Annotated in this window: 14 protein-coding genes; 8 read left to right on the top strand and 6 right to left on the bottom strand. The window is 63.1% G+C overall.

Going from position 1 to position 13,585, the window contains the following annotated elements; translation table 11 throughout:
• Positions 1-12: 12 nt before the first annotated feature.
• The 3 genes from DDQ68_RS19345 to DDQ68_RS19355 form a co-directional block, all read right to left on the bottom strand.
• Positions 13-687, bottom strand: coding sequence for a carboxypeptidase-like regulatory domain-containing protein (locus DDQ68_RS19345; protein ID WP_109657769.1), 675 nt, complete (start codon positions 685-687; stop codon positions 13-15).
• Between the two features lie 124 nt (positions 688-811).
• The gene (locus DDQ68_RS19350; RefSeq protein ID WP_109657770.1) at positions 812-1,513 is read right to left on the bottom strand and encodes a hypothetical protein; all 702 of its coding nucleotides are present in this window, start codon (positions 1,511-1,513) and stop codon (positions 812-814) included.
• Between the two features lie 89 nt (positions 1,514-1,602).
• Complete coding sequence (locus DDQ68_RS19355) at positions 1,603-2,841, bottom strand: metallophosphoesterase (protein WP_109657771.1); 1,239 nt, start codon at positions 2,839-2,841, stop codon at positions 1,603-1,605.
• Between the two features lie 104 nt (positions 2,842-2,945).
• Here DDQ68_RS19355 and radC point away from each other — a divergent pair, with 104 nt between their 5' ends.
• Complete coding sequence (gene radC, locus DDQ68_RS19360) at positions 2,946-3,683, top strand: RadC family protein (protein ID WP_109657772.1); 738 nt, start codon at positions 2,946-2,948, stop codon at positions 3,681-3,683.
• Positions 3,684-3,786: 103 nt separating this feature from the next.
• Positions 3,787-4,392 (top strand): DUF1684 domain-containing protein, encoded by a 606-nt coding sequence (locus DDQ68_RS19365; RefSeq protein WP_109657773.1) that lies wholly within the window; start codon positions 3,787-3,789, stop codon positions 4,390-4,392.
• 124 nt (positions 4,393-4,516) lie between these two features.
• Here DDQ68_RS19365 and DDQ68_RS19370 read toward each other — a convergent pair whose 3' ends face one another.
• Genes DDQ68_RS19370 through DDQ68_RS19380 form a run of 3 tightly spaced genes read right to left on the bottom strand, consistent with a single transcriptional unit; the run spans position 4,517 to position 6,545 of the window.
• Positions 4,517-5,257, bottom strand: coding sequence for a ferredoxin reductase (locus tag DDQ68_RS19370; RefSeq protein ID WP_109657774.1), 741 nt, complete (start codon positions 5,255-5,257; stop codon positions 4,517-4,519).
• Positions 5,254-5,898 (bottom strand): sulfite oxidase-like oxidoreductase, encoded by a 645-nt coding sequence (locus tag DDQ68_RS19375; RefSeq protein WP_109657775.1) that lies wholly within the window; start codon positions 5,896-5,898, stop codon positions 5,254-5,256. The genes DDQ68_RS19370 and DDQ68_RS19375 overlap by 4 nt, the downstream gene beginning before the upstream one ends.
• 47 nt (positions 5,899-5,945) lie before the next feature.
• Positions 5,946-6,545 carry a Uma2 family endonuclease gene (locus tag DDQ68_RS19380; RefSeq protein ID WP_109657776.1) on the bottom strand — a complete coding sequence of 200 codons (600 nt, stop codon included), beginning with the start codon at positions 6,543-6,545 and terminating at the stop codon, positions 5,946-5,948.
• Positions 6,546-6,672: 127 nt separating this feature from the next.
• On the opposite strand from DDQ68_RS19380, the gene pheT reads away from it, so the two are divergent.
• From pheT to DDQ68_RS19410, 6 genes are all read left to right on the top strand, one after another.
• Positions 6,673-9,111: a phenylalanine--tRNA ligase subunit beta gene (gene pheT / locus DDQ68_RS19385; protein WP_109657777.1), complete on the top strand. Its 2,439-nt coding sequence runs from the start codon at positions 6,673-6,675 to the stop codon at positions 9,109-9,111.
• 155 nt (positions 9,112-9,266) lie between these two features.
• Positions 9,267-9,563: a hypothetical protein gene (locus DDQ68_RS19390; RefSeq protein WP_070746400.1), complete on the top strand. Its 297-nt coding sequence runs from the start codon at positions 9,267-9,269 to the stop codon at positions 9,561-9,563.
• Positions 9,564-9,589: 26 nt separating this feature from the next.
• Positions 9,590-9,883 carry a cell division protein ZapA gene (locus tag DDQ68_RS19395; RefSeq protein ID WP_068228787.1) on the top strand — a complete coding sequence of 98 codons (294 nt, stop codon included), beginning with the start codon at positions 9,590-9,592 and terminating at the stop codon, positions 9,881-9,883.
• A 128-nt stretch (positions 9,884-10,011) separates the two neighbouring features.
• Entirely contained in the window at positions 10,012-11,679 is a 1,668-nt protein-coding gene (gene rny, locus DDQ68_RS19400; protein WP_109658524.1) for a ribonuclease Y, read from the top strand.
• Positions 11,680-11,825: 146 nt separating this feature from the next.
• The gene (locus tag DDQ68_RS19405) at positions 11,826-12,596 is read left to right on the top strand and encodes a hypothetical protein (protein ID WP_109657779.1); all 771 of its coding nucleotides are present in this window, start codon (positions 11,826-11,828) and stop codon (positions 12,594-12,596) included.
• A gap of 29 nt (positions 12,597-12,625) precedes the next feature.
• On the top strand, positions 12,626-13,576 hold the full coding sequence (locus DDQ68_RS19410) for an N-acetylmuramoyl-L-alanine amidase (RefSeq protein ID WP_109657780.1): 951 nt from the start codon (positions 12,626-12,628) through the stop codon (positions 13,574-13,576).
• Positions 13,577-13,585: the final 9 nt, after the last annotated feature.

Genomic DNA, 13,585 nt, shown 5'->3' on the forward strand with positions numbered 1-13,585 from the left:
GGCCCCGGGGCCCTACGGCTCATAGCCGCGGTTGTCTTTGAAGGCCTTGTTGTACTTGGCGCGGGCCTTGCGGGCCTTTTCGGCTTGGTCGGCAGCTTCCAGGGCCTGTACCTTTTTGCGCTGCTTGCCCTCTCGCGAGAACTGCTCGTAGAGCAGGCTTAAAGGACTTTCGAGGGTGGGAACGGGGGCCTTGGGGGCGCTTGAATCGACGGGGAACATGGGCTTGGGGCGGGGCGGGCGCTTGGCCCCGCTCACCACCGGCGGCACGGGGCGCCGCATGTTGCGCAGGGCCCGGTTGATCATCGCCCGGTCGGGACGGTCGCTGATGACCCGCACTTCGCCCAGGCGTACGCTGTCGCGCTGCAGCTGCACCTGGATGATGAGCTGCGAAAGGCCGGTGCCCCCCAGCGGCAGCAGCCGCGCCCGGAAGCCTACGGCCCGGAACAGGAGCGTATCGGTGGAGAGGGCGTCGATTTCGAACTCGCCCTTGAGCCCCGCAGCCTGCCCCACGCGAGTGCGCACCACCCGCACCGAGGCCCCCGGAATGGCCTCGCGCGAGTCGAACGCCGAGATGGTGCCGCTCACGCGCACCTTTTGCTGGGCCCGCGCCGGTAGGGCCAGCCCGGCCAGCAGCGCCAGCACCCAGGGCCGGCTGCGGCGCATCAAATCGGAAAATCGCAACGTCATTCGGAGCTATAAACGCAAAAACCTGCCCAAGGGGGCCCACTCAAAGAGCAAAGAAAAGCCCGCGCCGTTGCAGGCGCGGGCTTTGATAGACGAGCAGCGCGGAATCTCCGGCCGGAGGCAGCAGTTATTGCTTCATTTTGGCGCCGTCGGCGTCTTTTATCTTCACTTGGCCGTCGCTTTTTACTTTGATTTTCGTGCCATCAGTGAGCTTGGTTTTCGACTTATTCACGGGGGCGCCCGCCGCCGCCCCGGCCGCCGCGCCCATGGCGTTGTCGTTAGTGTTGCCGCTCGTGGCACTGCCACCCATGGCACTGCCGCTGCTGCTCATCGTCGAGCTGGAATCGGGGCTCATCGGCGACGACGACGACGAGGGGTTGGCGTCGTCGTTCAGATAGGTATCCTCGTTGTAGTTGGTGCGGCTCGACTCGTACGATTTGTACTGGGCCGGGTCGGTATAAATACCCTTAAAATCGGCATCGGTGGCCATGTTATAGCCGCGCATCGCGGCGCCCATGCCGGTGGTGTCCGAGGCGTACTTGGTCTTCATGTCGCCGTAGCGCTTCGAGCGGTTGTAATAGGCAGTGCTGATTTTCTCGCGCATCGCCGGGTCCGTAATCTTCATGTCGGTGGCGTACTTGTTGGCGATGCGCTTCGAGCGCGACTTGTAGGCTTCGTCGGTGTATATCGTGGTCGACGCCATCGAGGATTTCATCGCCGTTGAGTCGCTGCCCATGCCCGCGGTAGTGGTGGTTTCGGTTGTTTTCGACTGCGAACAGGCGGCCAGTGAAAGGGCTGTACCGACCACTAATAACAGGTAATTTTTCATGATGAATGGGTGAACGGAAGGAAGTTAGGAAAAAAAATTAGTGCCCCCTGTAAGGGCCCCGTTCGGCCAGGGTTTGGGGCCCTGGGGCCCTACGCGCGCCGCAATTCAAACACCGTAATCTCGGGCAGGAAGCCCACCCGCCCGGGGTAGCCCAGGTAGCCCAGGCCCACGTTCACGTACAGCCGCTGGGCTCCCCGTTGGTAGAGGCCGGCCCACTGCTTGTAGCTGTACTGCACGGGGCTCCACTTGAAGAACGGCAGGTTCACCCCGAACTGCATGCCGTGGGTGTGGCCGCTGAGCGTCAGGTCGATGTCGGGGTAATCGAGTACCTGCGCCTCCCAGTGCGAGGGGTCGTGCGAGAGCAGGATTTTGAACGGCGCGTCGCCGCTGGCCGCGTGGGCCTGCGGCAGGTTGCCGTGCTTGGGGAAGTTGGCGTGGCTGCTCCAGTTTTGCACGCCCAGCACGGCAATTTTGTCGCCCCCGCGCTCGATGGTGTGGCTCGTGTCGTTGAGCAGCGTCCAGCCAATTTTGGCGTGGTTCTGCATCAGGCGCTCCAGGTTGGCGCGCTTGGCGGCGGGGCTTGCCCACTGCACGTAGTCGCCGTAGTCGTGGTTGCCGAGGCTGGAGAAAATAGGCAGCTCCGACCGGATGCCCGCCAGCGCCGGAATGTGCGGCTCCACCTCCGTGGCCACGTTGTTCACCAGGTCGCCGGTCATTAAAATCAGGTCGGCTTTCTGGGCGTTGATGAAGCCCACGGCCCGTTGCAGCGGCTCGGTGGAGGTGAAGCTGCCCGTATGCAAGTCTGAGATTTGCAGTACTTTGAAGCCGTCGAAGGCCGGCGGCAGGTTGGGGTACTTCAGCACCACGCGCCGCACCTGGTAGTCGGTGGCCCCGCGCACCACGCCCCACAACAGCGCCACGAACGGGATGGCGCCCAGCCCCAGCGCCACCTTGGCCAGAAATTCGCTGCGCGAAACCGCTATGCCCGCCGCCCCGGCCGGCCGCGTGGCGGCACTCAGGGCCCAGCGGCCCAGCCGCGTCAGGTCCTCAAGCAGCAGTGGCAGCAGCAGTACCAGCTTGGTCACGAGTACTAATAGCAATAGGCTGATCAGGCGGCTTTTGAGCAGGGCGTTGCCCGATTGCCGTGTGGGCCCCGCCCACAGGGCCAGGCCCCACACGGCCGCCGTGAGCAGCCAGTAGCCCCAGGCCCACGCGCGCCGGGGCCCCGCGTCGAGGTGTTGGGTGAGGGTGCGGGTGGCCTGGAAGCCGTACCACTCGGCCAGGAGCACCGTGGCCAACATAAGCAGCAAAATGGTTGGATTTCGCATAGAAGAAAAAGCAGCGTAATAAGAATATTTGCCCCGTAAACGTAAAGCGGCGTTTTTTGCTTGGCGGCGGGTTAAATTTCGCCCTTTATTTCGCTATACTACCTATGGAAGTGCTTGATAACCTGGTTGAAAAGCCAGCGCCAACTTATGCCGCGTCGGGGCCCCTCGGCATCAAAAGCTGGGCCGAGGAAGACCGGCCCCGCGAGAAGCTGCTGGCCAAGGGCCGCGCCGCGCTGTCTGACGCCGAGCTGATTGCCATCCTGCTGGGCTCGGGTACCGTCAAGCTCTCGGCCGTCGACGTGGCCAAGCTCATGCTGCAAGGCGTGGGCCACGACCTCAACGAGCTGGCCCGCCAGAGCGTGAAGCAGCTCTGCCGCCACCCCGGCATCGGCGAGGCCAAGGCCATTGCCGTGGTGGCCGCCCTGGAGCTGGGCCGCCGCCGCAAGGAAGCCGACGCGCCCGCCCGAACCACTATCACTTGCTCGCGCGACATTTACAACCTCGTGCGCCCCAACCTGATGGACCTGCCGCACGAAGAATTCTGGGTGATTTTGCTGAACCGCGCCAACGTGGTGATGCGCAAGGTGGCCGTGAGCCAGGGCGGCGTGGCCGGCACCGTGGCCGACCCGAAAATGATTTTCAAGGAGGCCCTGGAGCAGCTAGCCAGCAGCATCATCCTGGTGCACAATCACCCCAGCGGCAACCGCCAGCCCAGCGCCGCCGACCTGGCCCTCACCAAAAAGCTGCGCCAGGCCGGCGATTTCCTCGATTTGCCCATCCTTGACCACCTCATCTACACCGACCACGGCTACTACAGCTTCGCCGACGAGGGCGTTCTATAATCGTTGATTATGCATATCAACCGTGATTTCGCTGATTGCAAACGGCCGTTGGTTGCGTGCGACGGCGTTAAACCATTAGTGAATGCGGTAGTTGCCTTGTTCTATGAAAACTAAGCTCTTGATTATTGGCGGCGTGGTGGCCGTGGTGGGTTTCTCGGTGTGGGACATTGCCCAGGGCCCCGACCCGTATTTTGCCCAAGTGCAAGTGGCCCGCAAAGCCAAAAATAGCGCCTTCCGGGGCGGCAACGAGTCGCCGCTGACCGCGGCGCAGCGCCCGCAGTTCGATAGCCTGAAGTACTTCGCGCCCGACAAGAAGTACGTCGTCACGGCCCAGTACGCGCCCCTGGCCCGCCTGGCCCCGGTGGCGATGCAGATGACCGACCGCCGCACCGAGCCCTACACGCCCTGGGGCCGCGCCACCTTCGACCTGAACGGCCAGCGCCAGCAGCTCACGCTGTTCCGCAAAACCACCGACTCTACCTTGTTCGTGCCCTTCGCCGATGCCAGCAACGGCCGCGAAACCTACGGCGGCGGCCGCTACCTCGACGCCGCCGTGCCGGCCGAAGGCGCCACCACCATCGTACTGGATTTCAACCGGGCATACAACCCATACTGCGCCTACAATAACGGCTACAGCTGCCCCGTCCCTCCCGCCGAAAACCGCCTGACCGCCCCGGTACTGGCCGGCGAGAAGACGTTTCACGATTAAAACCTCACGAGACCCCTGCAGGGCTAGCCCCTTTCCTGTGGAGTGGGATGCCAGTACCTGAAGGAGCAATTTGAACGCGCCCCGCCCCGCAAGGGTCTCGTGAGGTTACCTGCCACTGGGGCCCCTAACCGCCCGTTGGCCCAAACCGCTCGGTGCGAATGGCCTCGTCGGGCAGACCCTGAGTTTGCAGCAGCGTGGCCACGTTCTCCACCAGGCCGGTGGGGCCACACACGTAGCATTGCGGGGCCCCGGGCAGGTACGCTACCGCCTCGGCTAGCATCGCGGCATCGACGCGGTGGTGATAGCCGGCCCAGCCGGCCGGGGCCTGGCGCGTGTAAGTGAGCAGCAACGTGAAGGCTGGGTCGGCGGCCGCCATATCCTCTAGTTCCTGCTGGTAGATAACCTCTTCCGGTGTGCGGATGCTGAAAAGCAGTACGGCCGGGTTGGGCAGCCCGGCGCGCTGGCGGTGGCGCAGCATGGCCATCAGCGGCACCACGCCCGAGCCGCCGGCCACTAGTAGGAGTGGGGCAGCCGGGGCCCCGGCGGGCCACACGAAGTAGCCGCCGATGGGGCCCCGCAGCTCCAATTGGTCGCCTACGGCCACACCCTCGTGCAAGTAGCCCGACACTTCGCCGTCGGCAATCAGCTCCACGGTGAGGGCGATTTCGCCGGTTTGCTCCGGGGGCGAGGCGATGGAGTAGCTGCGCTCGGTCTGGTAGCCGTCGGCGGCGCTCAGGCGCAGGTCGTAGTGCTGGCCGGCACGGTGGGCCGTCCAGTGGGGTAGGCTGAGGGTGAAGGTTTTAACGCGGGGCGTGTCGGTGGTAATGGCTACCACAGTGCCAATTTGCCAGTCGAGCCGGCTCACCGGCGCAAGCTGCTGGGGTCGGCCTCGTCGTCGTCGTCGCTGCCATAGCGCTGCTCTTTCCACGGGTCGCCGTACATGCTGTAGCCCGCCTCCTCCCAGAAGCCCGGCTTGTTCACCTCCATCAAGCGTAGGCCCTGCACCCACTTGGCGCTTTTCCAGAAGTAGAGGTGCGGCACCACCAGCCGCGCGGGGCCCCCATGCTCGGGCGCCAGCGGCTTGCCCTCGTACTGCAAGCCAATGAACGCCTGGCCGTTGCGCAGGTCGGCCAGTGGCAGGTTGGTAGTGTAGCCGCCGTAGGAAAAGGCCAGCACAAACTCGGCTTCGGGCTTAAGCTGCACATGTTCGAGCAGCGTGTCCAGGCTCACGCCGCGCCACTTAGTATCAAATTTTGACCACTTTGTGACGCAGTGAATGTCGGGATTGAAACTCTGCTGCGGCAGCGCGTTGAACTCGTTCCAGCTCCACTTCACCGGGTTTTCTACTAAGCCTTCGAGCCGAAACTCCCAGTTGGCCAGGTTGATGCGCGGCGTGGGCCCGGCCGTGAGCACCGGGAAATCCTGGGTTTCGTACTGGCCGGGCGGCAGCTTGTGGGCCCCCCCGGTGGGCCGCTTGGCATGGAAGCCTTTGTTGATGAAGGGCATGTGCGGCGGGACAAAGTGGGGAAAGATGTGCGAAAATCGGCGCGGGGCTAGCCCTTTAGCTCCCGTAAATCGAGCTGGAAGCCGGGCAGCACCGGCTCACCGCTTAGCTCCTGGTCGAAGCCCTGCACGGTTTGCACGGTCTGGCTAGCGGCGTACACGTAGGCCGTTTCGGTGGCCGTATCCACCAAGAAACCTAGCCGAACGCCGTTGCGCAGCCACTGCTCCATCTTGGCTTGCAAGGCTTTGAGGCTATCCGAAGGCGATTTGACCTCGACAACAAAATCGGGGCAAACGGGCAGGAATTTTTGCCGCTGCTGGGCCGTCAAGCTTTCCCAAACCGTAGCTGGCAGCCAGGAAACGTTCGGGGATAAAATGGCTCCGTCGGGCAAGCGGAAGCCTATTGACGATTCTAACGGGCGGCCTCCATGTTGGCGGCTCCACAGCGCCAATTGAAAGTAAGCGTCGCCGCTGGTGGCGCTGGAATCTCCTCCTATGGGGGGCATAATGATGATTTCGTGGTTGGCGGTGCGCTCGATGCGGGCCGAGTCGTTTTCCTGGCAAAACTGGAAAAACCCGTCGTCGCTGAACCCAGCGATGAGCGCGCCGCGCAACACAGTAGCTTCGGCAAAATCGGGGAAGTAGGTCATGGCGGAGAAATGCGTTGAGCTAGGCTAAGATACGCCGCGGGGCCCCATTCGGTCATTTGGCCCCGCCGTACCTTTGCCCGAGTTGAACGGCAACAATCAACCCTTCAGCCCCTAAACAATTCCCCCAATGCGCATCTCCTTCGACTGGCTCAAAACGCTCATTCCCACCGATAAAACCGCCGCCGAGATTGGGGCCCTGCTTACTGGCTCGGGGCTGGAAGTGGAAAGCCTGGAGGAGCTGGAAAGCATCCCCGGCGGGCTGCGCGGCGTGGTGCTGGGCACGGTGCTCACCCGCGAAAAGCACCCCGACGCCGACAAGCTCAGCCTCACCACCGTGGACGTGGGCGATGGCACGCCGCGCCAAATTGTGTGCGGGGCCCCCAACGTGGCCGCCGGCCAGCGCGTGGTGGTGGCCCTGGAGGGCGCCACGCTGCACCCCACGGCGGGCGAGCCGTTCAAAATAAAGAAGAGTAAAATCCGCGGCGCGGCCTCCGAGGGCATGATTTGCGCCGAGGACGAAATTGGGCTGGGCACCTCGCACGCCGGCATCATGGTGCTCGACACCGACCTGCCCAACGGCACGCCCGCCGCCGACTACTTCGGCCTGGGCACCGACACGGCCTTTGAAATCGGCCTCACGCCCAACCGCGCCGACGCCGCCTCGCACTACGGCGTGGCCCGCGAGCTGCGCGCCCTGCTGCACCAGCCCGCCCACCTGCCCGACGTGAGCCAGTTTCGGGCCCCCACCACGGCTACCCGAGCCGTTGGTGTGATTGTAGAGGACGCTGCCGCCTGCCCCCGCTACGCCGGATTACTGCTTGATAACGTGCACGTAGGGCCCTCGCCCGAGTGGCTTCAGCGCCGGCTGCGCAGCATCGGCCTGAGCCCCATCAACAACGTGGTAGACGTGACCAACTTCGTGCTGCACGAGCTGGGCCAGCCTTTACACGCATTCGACGCCGACCGTATTGATGGCGATACGATTTTAGTGAAGAGAGCATCTGGATTTCTTAATCAATTCGAAACTTTAGATGGAGTGGCACGCAAGCTGACGGAAGACGATCTGGTAATTGCCGATGCTGAAGGATACCCAATGGCATTAGCAGGCGTGTTCGGAGGCAAACAATCTGGCGTAAGCGAAGGCACCACCCGCGTGTTCCTCGAAAGCGCCTACTTCGCGCCGGCCGCCGTGCGCCGCACCAGCCAGACCCACGGCCTGAAAACCGACGCTTCCTTCCGCTTCGAGCGCGGCACCGACCCCAACATGGTGCTGCCGGCGCTGCACCGCGCCGCGCTGCTGCTGCAAGAGGTGGCCGGCGCCCGCCCCGCCGCCCCGGTTGTGGACGTATACCCGCTGCCGCTGGGCCCCACGGCCGTGCGCCTGCGTCTGCCGCGCGTCGAGCGGCTGGTGGGCCAGTACATCGAGCCTGCTCGCATCCGGCAGATTTTGAACGATTTGGATATCGACATCACCGCCGAGCACTTCGATGAACAGGGCCACGAGGAATGGACGCTGGCCGTGCCCCGCCACAAGGTGGACGTAACCCGCGAGGTCGACGTCATCGAGGAAATTCTGCGCATTTACGGCTACAATAACGTGGCGCTCAGGCCCCACAACTCGGCCACGTTCCTGGCCAAGTTCCCGAACCCCGACCCGGAGGTGCTGCGCCAGAAGGTAGCGGCGCTGCTCAGCGGCCAAGGCTTTTCGGAAATCCTGACCAACTCGGTGGTGAACGCCGCTTACTTCGAGGGCCCCGGGGCCCCCGACGAAACCATCGTGCGCCTGCTCAACCCCAACAGCGGCGAGCTGAACGTGCTGCGCCCTTCGCTGCTGCCCTCGGGCCTCGAAACGGTGCGCCACAACGTGAACCGCCGCCAGAAAGACCTCAAGCTCTACGAGTTTGGTAAAACCTACCACCGCCGCGCCGACGGCGGCACCGAGGAGCGCAACGTGTTGGCCCTCTACCTGACGGGCAACGCCACGGCCGAAACCTGGCAGCACCCGGCCCGCAAAACCGCCTTCCCCGACCTGGCCGGGGCCGTGGTGCAGGTGCTGGGGGCCCTGGGCCACGGCCAGCCCGCCCAGCAGCCCACCGACCACCCATACCTGGCCGGCGGCCTGGCCTTGCTGGCCCACAACCAACCCGTGGCCCAGGCCGGGGCCGTGGCGGGGCCCCTGCTCAAACGCCTCGACGTGGGCCAGCCGGTGTGGTACGCCGAGCTGGACTGGGATGCCCTGGTGCGCAAGTACCGCGCCGCCCTGGTGGCCCGCGAGCTGCCCAAGTTCCCGGAGGTGCGCCGCGACCTGAGCGTGGTGGTGGACCAAGCCGTGACCTTCGACCAGCTGCGCCGCATTGCCCTGCGCACCGAGAAGAAACTCTTGCAGAGCGTGAACGTGTTTGACGTGTACGAGGGCCCCAACCTGGGCACAGGTAAGAAATCGTATTCGGTGAGCTTCGCTTTGCAGGACTTCTCGCAAACGCTCAGCGAGCAGGCCATCGACCAGGTGATGCAGCGGCTCATTGCGCAGTTCGAGCAGCAAGCGGGGGCCCTGATTCGGAAGTAAGGGATTGTAGAACGGAGTGGTACTCCGTTCGCGCCTGAGCGTAGCAGATACGGAGCGCCATTTGGCCCGCGGCTGCCAGAACGGAGCACCGCTTCGTTCCGCAAGCGCAAGTGTAGCCTGCGCTGTACCTTACGTCCCGAAAAAAACTTACCCCCGTGGCATCGTCCCAACAACTGGCTCAACTCGACCGCCTGGAACGGCAGGTAACCACTTTAGTGGCTGCCTATCAGCAGTTGCGCGAGGAACTGGCTGATGCCAATACTACCGTGCAGCAGCTGCAAGCCGACGTGCGCGAGCGCGACCGCCAGCTAAAGGAGCGACAAAACCAGGAAAATATCGTTAAACTTGTGCAAACCATAGCTGGGGAACCCACCCACGCCAACGAATTAAAACAACGCCTCAACGAATACATCCGCGAACTGGATAAGTGCCTTGCCTATTTGAAGGAATAACTCGATTTTTTCTCAACTAACGCTTTATGAGCGAGTTAGCCATAAAAATCCGAATTGCCGAACGCGACTACCCTATGCGGGTGGACGTGGCCGACGAAGAACGGCTGCGCCTGGCCGGCCGCCAATTGGGCGAACGGCTGCGCGAATTCCGTGAGCAATACGGCATTCAGGACAAGCAGGACTTGCTGGCAATGGTGGCCCTGGCCACGATGGCCGACCAGCTGAAGGTAAGCAAGGAAAAAGATGGTACCGACGCGGCGCTAACCGAGCGCCTGGCCCGCTTAGACGGGCTATTGTCGGGCGTGGTGCTGGCGGCCTAGCGGCCGGTAGCACTAGCATACGTTGGCCCCGCCCGGGCCTTGGCTCCGCAATCGGCGGGGCCGCACCGGGCGCGGCAGGGGGAAGTTTGCCGGTTATGGGTATTGAACCTTTTCAAAACCATAACTACATGTCTACCATATTATTATACTGTCTGTTGGCCGCTGTGGTCGCCCTTGTGGCGGGCATAGTGGTGGGCCGGCAGCTGGCCGGCAAAGCCCGGCAAGACCTTGAGGGCCAGGCGCAAGTGCGGGCCCAGCAATTGCTCCAGGAAGCCGAAGAAAAAGGCAACCGCATCCGCGACGAGCGTATTCAGCAGTCGAAGGACAAGAACCGCCAGCAGCGTAACGATTTTGAGCAGGAAAGCCGCCGCCTCAAAGCCGAGCTGGAAGCCGAGCTGACCCAGCGTCGCCAGGGTGTGATGGAGCAGGAGCAGGGCATCAAGAAGCTCACCGAAACCACGCAGAAGCAGCTTGAGCAGCTGCAACGCAAGGAGAAGGAGTTGGAAGGGGCCCGCGAGAAAAACCAGGCCGACACCCAGCAGCTGCGCGACAAGATTGAGGACCAGAACGAGAAGCGCCGCGCTACCCACGAAGCCACGCTGGCCGAGCTGAAGCAGAAGGAGGAAGAGGCTGATAACCAGCTTCAGACCGTGCAGCGCCAACTCGAAACCGTAGCCAACCTCACCGCCGCCGAGGCCCGCGAGCAGCTCGTGGAATCGCTCAAAAACGAGGCCCAGCTGCAAGCCAGCTCCTTCATAAAGGACACCGTGGCGCAGGCCAAGCTGACGGCCACCAAGGACGCGAAGAAGATCGTACTGGAAACCATCCAGCGTACCGCCTCGGAGCATGCTATTGAGAACTGCGTGTCGGTGTTCAACATTGAGAGCGACGATATTAAGGGCAAAATTATCGGCCGCGAGGGGCGCAACATTAGGGCCCTGGAAGCGGCCACGGGCGTGGAAGTGATTGTGGACGACACCCCGGAAGCCATCATCATCTCGGGCTTCGATCCGGTGCGCCGCGAAATTGCCCGCCTCTCGCTGCACTTGCTCGTGAAGGACGGCCGTATTCACCCCGCCCGGGTGGAGGAAATCGTGGCGAAAACGACCAAGAAAATCGAGGAGGAAATCATCGAGATTGGCGAGAAAACCGTCATCGACCTTGGCATTCACGGCTTGCACCCTGAGCTGGTGCGCATGGTGGGCCGGATGCGTTTCCGCTCCTCCTACGGCCAGAACTTGCTGCAACACAGCCGCGAAGTAGCTAACCTCTGCGCCACGATGGCCGCCGAGATGGGCCTCGATGTGAAGAAAGCCAAGCGCGCCGGTTTGCTTCATGACATCGGCAAGGTGAGCAGCGAGGAGCCCGAGCTGCCCCACGCCATTTTGGGCATGGAGATGGCCAAGAAGTACAAGGAGCACCCCGATGTGGTGAACGCCATCGGGGCCCACCACGACGAGATTGAGATGACGGCCATGATTTCGCCGCTCGTGCAGGCCTGCGATGCCATTTCGGGCTCGCGCCCGGGGGCCCGCCGCGAGATGATGGAGAGCTACATCAAGCGCCTCAAGCAGTTGGAGGAAACGGCCGGCGCGTTCAAGGGCGTGAACCAGTGCTTTGCCATCCAGGCCGGCCGCGAGCTGCGCGTGATGGTGGACGCCGAGAACGTGACCGACGAGCGCGCCGCGGAGCTGAGCTTCGAGATTTCGCAGAAAATCGAGAAGGAAATGCAGTACCCTGGCCAGATTAAAATCACCGTAATCCGGGAAATGCGCTCGGTGGCCTACGCCAAGTAGCACTTTCGGCCGACGAAAATAGACCCTTCGCAGCTACGGCTGCGGAGGGCTTTTTTTTGCCCTGAAACGCCAGCCCGGCACATGCAACCGTCGGCCGGCCGGAGCTTATCTTACTTCCGAACACGGCTAACTAACGCACTGACTACATGAAGCAACGACTATCCACGAACCTTGTCTGGCTGCTGGCCGGGGCCCTGGGCTCCACGGGCTGCGCCGTGTACCGGCCCATGCAGTGCGCGGCCCCAGCCGTGCAAGACCGAGGCCAAGCGGAAGTGACTGGTAGCCTGTATTTTAACCGACGGCTGGAATTTGGGGTCAACTACTCGCCCGTGCGGCATCTAGTGGTGCGAGCCGCCGGGGGCGGCATGGGTGGAAAGGGTGACAGCACCGGCTATTATTCCCGCGTTAGTCAGTACGAGGTGGCCGTGGGCACTTACTGGCCGGTAGGCAAGCATGTGCTGGTAGGGGCCCTGGGCGGGTTTGGGCAGGCGCACAGCGAACTTCGCTACAGCACCATTGAAAGTACACCCACTACCCGGTACGAATTCGATGCCCGGTACAACAAGTTCTTTGGCGAAGCCTACGGCACGGTGCAGATTAGCCCCACCTTCAGCATGGGCCTGGCCTACCGGCTCACGCAGGTACAGTTTACCAGCCTAACCGATTTGGGCCAGCCATTGACTGTGAGCCACATGCTGCGCAGTGAGCCCATGCTTTTTATGCGGAGCGCGTTTGGCGACGGGCCCCGTGGCGAGCGGCCCTTGTATGTACAACTTGGATGCGGGGCGTCCGCGCTTCTTGGCCAGGCAGAGGCTTATCAACTGGCTGCCGGCTCGGAAGGCAATGTATTGCAGCCGCGCACTTATTTTACAGTAGGTCTGGGGTTCTTCCCGTCCGCTCTGTTCAAACGGCCCTGAACCCGTGTGTTCGCCGTTTTCCATTTGCCATGAAATATCTTTCCTCCGCGCTGCTGCTGGCCGCTGGCCTGGCCACGGCCTGTGCCACCAACCCCTACCGCGCTACTAACAAATCGTACCAGCGGCAGGCCAAGGCTTATGCGCGCACCATCCGGGCGCAGCCGCAGCTGAGCGCGGGGCCCGACAGCCTGGCCCGGGGCCCCTACTGGGTGGGCACTACCAACTTTGGGCTACGCAAGCCCAACCTGGTCGTTATTCACCACACGGCGCAGCGTTCGGCGGAGGAAACGCTGAAAACATTCACGCTGCCCCGCACGCAAGTGAGTGCGCACTACGTGATTGGGCGCGACGGCCGCACGTTTCACATGCTGAATGACTACCTGCGGGCCTGGCACGGCGGCGCGGCCCGCTGGGGCAACGACAGCGACATCAACTCGTCGTCCATCGGCATTGAGCTGGACAACGACGGCACCGAGTCCTTTGCTGAGCCGCAGATTAAGAGCCTGCTGGCGGTGCTGAAGTACCTGAAAAAAACCTACAATATCCCCACTGCCAACTTCATCGGCCACGCCGACATTGCGCCCACCCGCAAGAACGACCCCAACGTGACCTTCCCCTGGAAGCGCTTGGCCGACAACGGCTTTGGCCTGTGGTACGACGAAGCGGCACTGCTCGATACCATCGTGGTGGTGCCATCGGCCGTCGTCTTTCCGCCCATGCCGTCGCCCAAGGCCGCGCCGCTGCTGAGGGCCCCGGCCATGCCTGGGCTGGTGCCCGCCGACAGCATTGCCCGGGCCCCGCTGAGCCCGGTTGATGCCTTCGATCCGCGCGAGGCGCTGCGCATTATCGGCTACGACACGCGGGATTTGGGCGCGGCTACCATGGCGTTCAAGCGGCATTTCATTCCGCAAAACGTGAACGCCGTGCTGACCCACGACGACCGGCGCGTACTGTTCAACCTGTACAAAAAGTACTTGTAGGGCCCCCGG

This window comes from Hymenobacter nivis, from assembly GCF_003149515.1.
GTDB lineage: Bacteria > Bacteroidota > Bacteroidia > Cytophagales > Hymenobacteraceae > Hymenobacter > Hymenobacter nivis.

Bases quoted from the DNA above. Each gene is read 5' to 3' on its own strand.
- DDQ68_RS19365 (WP_109657773.1), top strand. From the start codon at position 3,787: ATGAAAACTAAGCTCTTGATTATTGGCGGCGTGGTGGCCGTGGTGGGT.
- DDQ68_RS19395 (WP_068228787.1), top strand. From the start codon at position 9,590: ATGAGCGAGTTAGCCATAAAAATCCGAATTGCCGAACGCGACTACCCT.
- DDQ68_RS19380 (WP_109657776.1), bottom strand. From the start codon at position 6,545: ATGACCTACTTCCCCGATTTTGCCGAAGCTACTGTGTTGCGCGGCGCG.
- DDQ68_RS19350 (WP_109657770.1), bottom strand. From the start codon at position 1,513: ATGAAAAATTACCTGTTATTAGTGGTCGGTACAGCCCTTTCACTGGCC.
- DDQ68_RS19355 (WP_109657771.1), bottom strand. From the start codon at position 2,841: ATGCGAAATCCAACCATTTTGCTGCTTATGTTGGCCACGGTGCTCCTG.
- DDQ68_RS19345 (WP_109657769.1), bottom strand. From the start codon at position 687: ATGACGTTGCGATTTTCCGATTTGATGCGCCGCAGCCGGCCCTGGGTG.
- DDQ68_RS19375 (WP_109657775.1), bottom strand. From the start codon at position 5,898: ATGCCCTTCATCAACAAAGGCTTCCATGCCAAGCGGCCCACCGGGGGG.
- pheT (WP_109657777.1), top strand. From the start codon at position 6,673: ATGCGCATCTCCTTCGACTGGCTCAAAACGCTCATTCCCACCGATAAA.
- radC (WP_109657772.1), top strand. From the start codon at position 2,946: ATGGAAGTGCTTGATAACCTGGTTGAAAAGCCAGCGCCAACTTATGCC.
- DDQ68_RS19410 (WP_109657780.1), top strand. From the start codon at position 12,626: ATGAAATATCTTTCCTCCGCGCTGCTGCTGGCCGCTGGCCTGGCCACG.
- rny (WP_109658524.1), top strand. From the start codon at position 10,012: ATGTCTACCATATTATTATACTGTCTGTTGGCCGCTGTGGTCGCCCTT.
- DDQ68_RS19405 (WP_109657779.1), top strand. From the start codon at position 11,826: ATGAAGCAACGACTATCCACGAACCTTGTCTGGCTGCTGGCCGGGGCC.